At 51.4% G+C, this 9,652-nt stretch carries 7 protein-coding genes; 5 read left to right on the top strand and 2 right to left on the bottom strand.

All coding sequences use genetic code 11. The annotated features are described in order from the left end of the window. Positions 1–1,136, top strand: a 1,136-nt coding sequence (gene alr, locus AC01YT_RS02610) for an alanine racemase (RefSeq protein ID WP_476672661.1), incomplete at its 5' end; no start/stop codon positions are given. Continuing rightward, the gene (gene recJ, locus AC01YT_RS02605) at positions 1,136–2,827 is read left to right on the top strand and encodes a single-stranded-DNA-specific exonuclease RecJ (RefSeq protein ID WP_476672660.1); all 1,692 of its coding nucleotides are present in this window, start codon (positions 1,136–1,138) and stop codon (positions 2,825–2,827) included. The genes alr and recJ, both read left to right, overlap by 1 nt. 1 nt (position 2,828) lies before the next feature. On the opposite strand, the gene AC01YT_RS02600 is transcribed toward recJ, so the two are convergent. Then, entirely contained in the window at positions 2,829–3,515 is a 687-nt protein-coding gene (locus AC01YT_RS02600) for a glycosyltransferase family 2 protein (protein ID WP_476672659.1), read from the bottom strand. A gap of 100 nt (positions 3,516–3,615) precedes the next feature. Between AC01YT_RS02600 and AC01YT_RS02595 the strand changes: the two genes are divergently transcribed. From AC01YT_RS02595 to AC01YT_RS02585, 3 genes are read left to right on the top strand one after another with little or no spacing between them, the layout of a single operon-like run. Continuing rightward, the gene (locus tag AC01YT_RS02595) at positions 3,616–4,962 is read left to right on the top strand and encodes an ATP-binding protein (protein ID WP_476672658.1); all 1,347 of its coding nucleotides are present in this window, start codon (positions 3,616–3,618) and stop codon (positions 4,960–4,962) included. A gap of 1 nt (position 4,963) precedes the next feature. Further along, complete coding sequence (locus AC01YT_RS02590) at positions 4,964–5,758, top strand: glycerophosphodiester phosphodiesterase (RefSeq protein ID WP_476672657.1); 795 nt, start codon at positions 4,964–4,966, stop codon at positions 5,756–5,758. Then, positions 5,755–8,637 carry a glycoside hydrolase family 3 N-terminal domain-containing protein gene (locus AC01YT_RS02585; RefSeq protein WP_476672656.1) on the top strand — a complete coding sequence of 961 codons (2,883 nt, stop codon included), beginning with the start codon at positions 5,755–5,757 and terminating at the stop codon, positions 8,635–8,637. The genes AC01YT_RS02590 and AC01YT_RS02585 overlap by 4 nt, the downstream gene beginning before the upstream one ends. Here the strand turns inward: AC01YT_RS02585 and AC01YT_RS02580 are convergent. Continuing rightward, positions 8,621–9,613 carry a serine/threonine-protein kinase gene (locus AC01YT_RS02580; protein WP_476672655.1) on the bottom strand — a complete coding sequence of 331 codons (993 nt, stop codon included), beginning with the start codon at positions 9,611–9,613 and terminating at the stop codon, positions 8,621–8,623. The genes AC01YT_RS02585 and AC01YT_RS02580 overlap by 17 nt on opposite strands. Positions 9,614–9,652: the final 39 nt, after the last annotated feature.

Here is a 9,652-nt window from a genome sequence, read left to right as displayed (position 1 = left end):
CTATGGAAGAAGAGGTGCTCACGACCTGGTTGGAGATTGATCTGGGAGCCATTCAACATAACTATCTTCTTTTACAAGCAATCAGCCAACGACCGGTGATGGCCGTCATCAAGGCCAATGCATACGGACATGGAATTAGTGGGGTGGTACCGGCTCTAACGCGAGTTGATGCAACTTGGTGTGGTGTAGCACGGATCGAGGAGGCTCTGGAGGTTCGACGCTTTAGCCGTGAGATCCAAGTACTGGTCTTAGGATATACTCATCCTTTTTGGGTTGGAGAAGCTCTGGCTCAAGATATTTGTTTGACCGTTTTTGATCCTCAAACAGCGGAGGCTTACGCCAAACGAGCCCAGGCTATAGGATGCGAATTGCGTGTGCACGCCAAAGTGGATACTGGGATGGGACGCTTGGGGGTTTTACCGGATGAGGCGGTGGATTTTATCCGCTGGTTGATGACCTTACCCGGACTAAAGGTGGAGGGCCTATATACCCATTTCGCACGGGCCGACGAGAGCAATCCTGCTCCCACTTTAGAACAAATTCGGCGTTTTGATGGAATATTGGAAACACTCACCATCATGAATTTACGTCCGCGGTGGGTTCATGCCAGCAACTCGGCGGCGATTCTTAATTTTCCACAAGCGCGTTATGACTTGGTAAGGGCAGGAATTGCGTTGTATGGTTTACATCCTTCCCCAGAGACGCCTCTCCCCCCTTCGTTCCGGCCAGCCATGGCATTGAAGGCGCGTTTAGTCTCAATTAAAACCTTACCTCCTGGGAGCGGTGTAGGTTATGGTCATCGTTATGTGACACGGAACCACGAACGCATTGGGGTCGTTGCTGCCGGGTATGCGGATGGGATTCGCCGGGTATTGGGGAACGAAGTGCTTATTCACGGCAAAAGGGCTCCAGTGTTGGGCACTCCGTGTATGGATCAGATCATGATCCAGTTAGATGACGTCATTGAGGCTATGCCGGGCGATGAAGTGGTAATTTTTGGCTACCAGGGTGAAAATTCTATCTCAGTGGAAGAAGTGGCCAGGCGGTGGGGAACGATCAATTATGAGGTTGTGACCAATATGATGGCGCGATTACCGCGTATCTATGTTGAATCCAAAGATGAGGAGGTCGGATAATGTCCCCTCGGCTGGAAAGGCGCTGGGAAATCTCTACGCCAGTTCCCCCTGCAGTTGATTCTGCACTCGCCATTTACCCTCCTCTGGTGCGCCAGTTACTTTACAATCGGGGCATTGAGACGCAGGCACAGGCAGAGGCCTTTCTTAGTGGCCAAGTGTTTATAGATGATCCCTGGCTGCTCAAGGACATGGACAGTGCCGTTGACCGTATCTTGTGGGGGATTGATCATGGTGAGCGTATAGTCATCTATGGGGACTATGATGTGGATGGCGTGACGGCCAGTGCTTTGCTCTTTGAGGTGTTAGGATACCTGGGGGCAACAGATGTACGGGTTTATATTCCCAGCCGTTTCGATGAGGGTTACGGCCTGAATACCGCGGCAATTGAGGACCTTGCTGCGAACGGAACCGACCTGGTCATAACGGTGGATTGTGGGCTACGTTCAATTCACGAGGTGGAGGTTGCAAATCGCTTAGGTTTAGACATCGTTATCACTGATCACCATTATCCCAAGTTCGAAATTCCGTCAGCACGAGCAGTAGTTTCACCTAAACGTGCAGATGATCCCTATCCGGAGAAAAACCTGGCGGGAGTGGGGGTGGTATATAAACTAGTGCAGGCACTCCTAATGAAGCGCCAAACTTCAGGTGTTCAGCCTGAGGACTGGTTAGATCTGGTGGCGTTGGGCACGGTGGCCGATGTGGCTCCCCTGGTAGGGGAAAATCGGGTTCTGGTTCAACGAGGATTAACCCGAATGCGCCAAGGGAAACGGCCGGGATTAGTTGCATTGGCACGCGCTGCCGGGTATGATTTAACCCGGGTGGATACGGAAGGTATCGGGTTTATCCTTGGGCCGCGCCTAAACGCTTCCGGACGACTGGAAACGGCCATGGATGCTTATCATTTGTTGGTGGCTGATCAGCCGGAGGTGTGCTCACGGCTAGCGCAAATATTGGATGATCGCAATCGTGAGCGTCAACGCTTGACTCTGGCGATGCAACGTCGTTCTGAAGAAGTGTTGCGTGACCCCCATTCCCGTCATTTATTAGTTGTGTTTGAAGAGGATTTCAATGAAGGGGTTGTGGGCTTGGTGGCCTCGCGCCTAGTCGAAGCGTATTACCGACCGGCAGTGGTGGGAGTGCGAGGGGGAGAGATTTCAAAAGCTTCGTGTCGCAGTATTCCCGAATTTCACATTACCGAAGCCCTGGATCAGTGTGCCGATTTGCTGGATCGCCATGGTGGGCATGCCTTGGCAGCCGGCTTTACAGTGCGCACTGAGAGACTCTCGGCCTTGGTTGAACGCTTGGAAGACATTGCAGAGCGGACATTGCACGAGCGTGAACTTATTCCTAGTTTGCGTGTGGATGTAGAACTGCCACTTTCGGATATTCGCCTGGAAATCCTAACCTATTTACATCGGTTTGAGCCGTTTGGATTGGGCAACCCCGAAGTCACGTTTCTTTCCCGAGGGGTAGAGGTACGTTCGGCGCGCTTGGTGGGCGCGGAAGGCAGACACCTTGCGCTGAAACTGAGTGATGGGCGGTTTATCTTCGATGCCATTGCTTTTAGGCAAGGGGATCGGTTCGCGGAGATTACTCCGCGGATTGACGTGGTTTACACGCTTGGTATTAGCCACTATAACGGTCAAGCAACTTTGCAACTGACCGTGCGCGATTTCAAGCCAACATAAGTTAATCCACAAAGCGGTATTTAATCAAGGCCCAAAGGGCTTCAAACGCATCCCAGGCTTTGATCTTTTTCCCTTCCGAGTAATCACGTGGGTTGAAGTCTATGGGAACTTCGTAAATGCGGATGCGGCGCTTGAGGATTTTGGCCGTGAATTCCGGTTCAAAATCAAAGCGTTGGGCGCGGAGAGGGATATTCTGGATCACCTCGCGCTTGAAGACCTTATATCCGGTTTCCATGTCGCTCAGAATGTTATTGTAGAGAAGGTTGGTGATAAAGGTCAGCAAGCGGTTAGCCACCATATTCCAGAAGAGGATGGGACGGCGCGCTCCGCCGAGAAAGCGTGATCCATAAACTACGTCGGCGATTCCTTCTTCGATGGGGCGTAAAAGTTTGGGATATTCATGTGGATTGTATTCCAGGTCTGCATCTTGGATAATGATGACATCGCCGCAAGCATTTTGGATGCCGGTTCGCACCGCGGCCCCTTTACCTGCGTTGGCAGGGTGTAAGATAACCCGGATGGGGGGGTGGTTCTCTAGTTCTTTGAGGATGTCGCGGGTGCCATCCGTGGAGCCATCGTCAACGATGATAATTTCGTATACCAGACCGGTATCAAGGACGCGCTGAACAATTTGGCGAATGGTTTGGCGTTCGTTATAAACCGGGATAACAACACTGACCTTCATCATTGTGGCATTATATAAGAGGCAAGCCGTTTGCGCAAGATACCCCGTGCTATAATCGAATCACAAACTGCGTTATTCCATTCGTTATGGAGGTTTGGCAAGGATGAACACTCCCACAAAATCAAGCGTCCCCAATAACCCTCCCACGCCTCCATTGGAACCCCCGCCCTTTGTCCCGCCTCCGATTACCCGAATTGAAGAGACCGGGTTGTCGCCGCTGTGGCTACAGGACCTGGTGCTTAAGATTTTCTATTTTCAAGGGTATATGAGCGGCTTTAAGGTGGCCGAAGAGATTGCTTTGCCTTTTACCGGGGTGGTGGATCAGATTTTAGATGCCTTGAAGCGTGAGAAGTGTATCGAGGTGCGCACCTCACAGATGGGATTGGGGGAAGGTGCTTATGTTTATGGGATTACCGGTGTAGGTATTGCAAGGGCCCGGGAAGCGTTGGAACGTAGTCAATATGCCGGTCCAGCGCCGGTGCCGCTGAACGTTTATAATGAGGCCATTCGCAAGCAGAGCCGGGGACGACTTCAAGTAACCAATCGTCTTTTACGTCAGGTGCTTTCTCATTTGGTGCTTTCAGAATCTACCTACCAGCGCATCGGACCAGCGGTCAACTCTGGTACCTCCATTTTTCTCTACGGTCCGCCGGGTAACGGTAAGACCTCGGTAGCGCGCGCGATTGGGGATTTGATCCAGGTGCAGACGATGTATATCCCTTATGCGCTGTATGTGGATGGTCAGGTGATCAAACTTTATGATTCGGTAAATCACCAACGGGTAGCTGAGGAAAACATAGCGCAAGGCACAGGTGCTCTGCGCACCGGGGCGCGCCGAGATCCTCGCTGGGTATTGATCCGCCGCCCGTTTATCGTTACCGGGGGTGAATTGACCCTGGCTGGCCTGGACTTGGTGTTTGATGATACGTTGAAATATTATGAGGCACCCTTCCAGGTCAAGGCGAATGGAGGAATCTTACTCATTGACGACTTCGGACGCCAATTGGTGCGCCCACGTGATTTGTTGAACCGTTGGATTGTGCCGCTTGAGAATCGCATTGACTACATGACCTTACATACTGGCCGCAAATTCGAGATTCCGTTTGATGTTTTGGTCATCTTTTCAACCAATATTCCCCCCAAGGATTTGGTGGATGAGGCGTTCTTGAGGCGATTGCGCCATAAAATTGAGATCCCCGATCCTTCGTATGAGGAATATCGTGAGATTTTCCGCCGTGTCGCAGCCCAAAAAGGGGTTAAGTATAGCGATCAGGGTTTGGCTTATCTGCTGCAGGAGCACTATATAAAGCGAAATCGCAATTTGCGCGCTTCACACCCGCGTGACTTATGTGACCAGATTTTAGATATCTCACGTTATCTAGGAATTGAACCTGAAATGAGCACGGATTTGATTGATCGTGCGGCTGAATCTTATTTTGTCGAGTTGTGACATGCTAGAAGAACTGCCTCAACCGGTTATTTTTGCCCATCGTGGCGCTTCAGCATATGCACCAGAAAACACTCTCGCAGCGTTTCGCTTGGCTGCGGAGCAGGGGGTGGAAGCGATTGAGTTAGATGCTAAATTAACCGCGGATGGCGAGGTGGTCGTCATCCACGATATGACCGTTGATCGCACCACAAATGGCCGTGGCGAAGTGCGGCACTTAAGGCTGGATGAGATAAGACGTCTGGATGCAGGTTCATTTTTCTCGGCGGAGTTTCGGGGAGAGAAGGTTCCTCTACTGCGGGAGGTTTTCGAAGAATTTGGGCGACGTTTGTTCATTAATGTGGAACTTACCAACTATAATGCGCCCTTAGATCCGTTACCAATAAAGGTAGCGCAATTAGTACGCGAATATCGCTTGGAGAATTGGGTGCTTTTCTCATCGTTCAATCCGTGGAATCTGATTCGAATCCACCGCTTGTTACCAGAATGTCCGGTTGCCTTGCTCGCCTTGGAAGGGCGTGCAGGGTGGTTAGCGCGTTCCGATTTTATGCGCTGGGTTTCGCCGTGTATTATTCACCCCTTTCTTGCCGATGTAACTTCTGAAAGCATCACACGGGAACATCGCCGAAAACGGCGGGTGCATGTTTGGACAGTTAATCGAGCTGAGGATTTGGAGACGCTATTTCGGTGGGGGGCAGATGGTGTGTTCACTGATGATCCTGCCCTGGCAATGCAGATCCGTTCACGTGTAAAGACACTGTTATCTGATCAAACAGGTGAAACCATTCCAAAACCATGAGTCGGGTGTCAATCCTAGGGTATTCAGAGGGTCAACCTAAAGCCAGCGGCTGGGGGAAGAGATGGATTTGGCTTCTTGTTTTGTTTGCGATGCTCGGTATTCTTTCCTTCCCTGCACCGAGCCGCGCTCAGGCGCCCTCAAATGAGGCCGAGGCACGGGCACGTGAGCTATTGGCTCAACTCACTCCGGAAGAGAAAATAGGGCAGTTGTTTTTGGTCACATTTCAGGGGCGTGATGTCGGCCCAAATACACCCATTCATACCTTGATCACCCGTTACCACGTGGGCGGGGTGGTGCTCAGTGCGGCCAATGATAACTTTGTTGGGCCGGACGGTACTGTGGCTCAGACAGCGGAACTAATTCGCAATTTGCAACAGGTGGAATGGGAAGCATCACAGACTCCAACCGTTGATCCACGCACCGGGCAATCGGTTCGCTGGGCATACATTCCTTTGCTTATGGGAATATCCCAAGAGGGGGATCTATACCCTAACGATCAAATCTTTAATGGGATGACGCCACTTCCCAGCGCGATGGCCATTGGAGCCACCTGGAAACCTACTTTGGCCGAACAAGTAGGGCAAGTTCTAGGAAAGGAACTTTACGCGTTGGGGTTCAATCTTTACCTTGGCCCCTCTCTTGACGTCTTAGATGTGCCCAACTTAGGCATGAGTGGTGAGGATCTGGGGACGCGCACCTTTGGCGGCGACCCCTACTGGGTGGGAGAAATGGGCAAAGCCTTTATCCGTGGGGTACACGCCGGGAGCAATGGGCGGATCGCAGTGATTGCCAAGCATTTTCCGGGCCAAGGGAGTTCAGACCGTTCGCCCGAAGAAGAGGTGGCAACGGTAAGGAAATCCTTAGAGCAACTTAAACAAATTGAACTGGCACCCTTTTTTGCCGTAACTCAGGCGTTACCAGGAGATCCTATTGCTCCGGATGGCGTTTTGGTTTCGCATATCCGTTATCAGGGTTTTCAAGGGAATATCCGCGCCAGCACCCGACCCATCTCGCTAGATGCCACAGCATTGGAGCAATTGCTCCACCTTGACCCAATCGGCAATTGGTATCGAGGTGGCGGATTGATCATCAGTGATAACCTCGGCAGTAATGCGGTCAAGCGCTTTTTTGATCCTACCGGTCAGAATTTTGACCCCCGCCTGGTGGCTCGCACCGCCTTTCTGGCCGGAAATGATCTGTTGTACGTGAATAATTTTGTTGGCTCGGCCGACGCGAATTCCCTTGATGCTCTGACTAAAACACTGGATTCCTTTGTTCAAAAATATCTGGAAGATGCTGCGTTTGCCGAACGCGTGGACGCCTCAGTGTTGCGCATCTTGACGTTGAAGTATCGTCTTTATCCGTCCTTCAATATTGAAGATGTGCTTCCTGAAGCGATTGCATTGAATGAGGTGGGGCGTTCGCAATCTGTTGTCTTTGAGGTAGCCCGGCAATCAGTAACGTTACTGAGCCCTGACGCTGCTGAGTTAAGCGATACCCTACCACGTCCACCGGCGCCGCGAGAGGGAATGATCTTTTTTACGGATGTACAAAATGCGCGCCAGTGTAGCACATGCCCTGAGCAGTCCATCTTTTCTGTGGATGGATTGAAAAAAGCCGTGGTGAGGTTATATGGCCCGCAGGCAGGGGGGCAGATCAATGAGGCTTACCTCTCTGCGTATTCATTTCAGGATCTCACTGCTTATCTTAATGGTGGACAGGAAATGACGGCGTTGGATAATAATCTCCGTCAGGCAGAGTGGGTTATTTTCTCGATCTTAAACCCGCGCCGTGACCATCCTGAAGCAGATGCCTTACGACGGTTGTTGACTGAACGACCCGATCTTATTCGCAATAAGCGGGTCATTGTTTTTGCCTTTAACGCACCATATTATCTCGATGCGACGGATGTTAGCAAGTTGACGGCTTACTATGGGGTTTACAGTAAAGCCTCGCCTTTTCTAGATATGGCGGCACGGGTGCTCTTTCAGGAGGTGGTGCCGGTGGGAGCCCCTCCGGTTTCAGTGCCCGGCATAGGCTATGATTTAATTACGGCTACCTCGCCGGATCCAACCCAGGTTATTCCCATCCTGGTGGAACCTGTGGGGAGCGAGGGGGCGGTATCCTCCCAGGCAACGCCACAATCGACAGAAGTTCCTGCTTTTAAGGTTGGAGATGTCATTCTGATCCGCACTGGCCTCATCTATGATCATAATCGTAACCCGGTCCCCGATGGTACCGTAGTGCGTTTTATGATCGCAGCGGGGGTAGGGGAAAAGCGGATCCAACAGCAAGTCGAAACGGTCACCAACCAGGGGGTTGCTCAAACCACCTATAAGATTGCTGAGGCGGTTCCGATTGAAATCCGCGCCGTGAGTGATCCGGCGCTATTGTCGCAAATTGTTACTATTAACATCACTAATGGCCAGGAAGCAGCGGTAACTGCGGTGTTGCCCACACCGATACCCTCTCAAACCCCCGAGACAAGGGCCACGCTTACCAATGAACTGCCCACGTCTACGCCTCAACCAGTGAGCACAGAAGACCAGGGGGTTTCAGTGGGAATGTGGTTAGTGTCTGTGTTTGTGGTTTGGGGGGTTGGCTTGGGGGTTGGAGGGTTAGCGGCTCGAGCGGTGCCTATCCGTTTAGCGTATCAGCAAGCGATGTATACGATTATTGGAGGAATGATCGCCTATCTGGCAAGTGTTGTGCTTCCCAGTGCCAAAAATGGATTTGGGCAAGCGGGAATAGTAGGGATCGTGATAGCGGTTTTGCTTGGCTGTGGTATTGGCTGGGGGTTGAGTCGGCTGTGGCAGATAACAGGGGGCTATTTGCGGTCCTGGTTAGAACGCTGGCTGGGGGTTAACGAATCAGAGTGAGAATCAAACCAAGCAGGCTTAATACAATAGCAGTATAGAGCAACACCTGTTCGGTGGGAAGGGTTAAAAAGTACCATTTAGCAGTCACCCTGGATTGCTTTGGTAATGGGCGTGAGATACTGGGACGATCACCGATCAGGCTAAGGCGAAATTCTTCTACACTTTCAGGGCGCTCGTTAGGGTGTAAACCCATTGCCCATAGAATTGCCCGTTCGGTGCGAGGGCTTATGGCTGGGTTAATCTGCCGTGGTGGGATTAATGCATCTGGGTTGAGAAAGCGTTCTTTTGCATCCGCCGGGGGGGTGTTGGTAAGCAAATGATAGAGCGTGGCGCCAAAGGCATAAATATCACTCCGGACGTCCGTATGCCCGCCATCGCCTCCATATTGTTCAAGAGGGGTATAGAGCGCAGTCCCTTGGCCTTGCAAAATGGTAATGGTTACTTCGCCAGGTGCTGCCAATTTGACCAGCCCGAAGTCCACCAGTTTAAGTAAGCCGCTCGGGGTAATTTTGAGATTACTGGGTTTAATATCACGGTGTAGGATAGGCGGGTTTTGGCTATGAAGGTAAAGAAGCGCGTCAGCTAACTGGTTGGCCCAGTTTAGAACCTCGCTTTCGGGTAGAAACTCATGTCTAGTCTTGGCTTCCAACATGATCGTGCGCAGGTCCTTTCCCGGCACATAATCCATGACCAGGTAATCACGTTCTTCAACGGAGAAAAAGTCGGACACCTTGGGAAGATTGGGATGATCCAAACGTGCCAAAACTGTTGCTTCACGAAAAAACTGCTCACGGGCTTCTTTTAGCAGATCCGGGGGCAAAGAACGATCATATTCCACTTCCTTTAGCGCACATTGGCGGCCTTCCAGGCGCAAGTCATCGGCCAGGTAAATGTTCCCCATCCCACCATGACCAATAATGCGGCGAATGCGGTAGCGATTCCGCAAAACACTCCCGGACTTTAGAGGTATAGGCATAATCGTGATTACCTGAACGACAATTCTTGGGGCTGACAA

It is taken from the genome of Thermanaerothrix sp., from assembly GCF_056331585.1.
The sequence above is the reverse complement of the archived record's forward strand: the minus strand, read 5'-3'. Positions and strand labels throughout refer to the sequence as shown.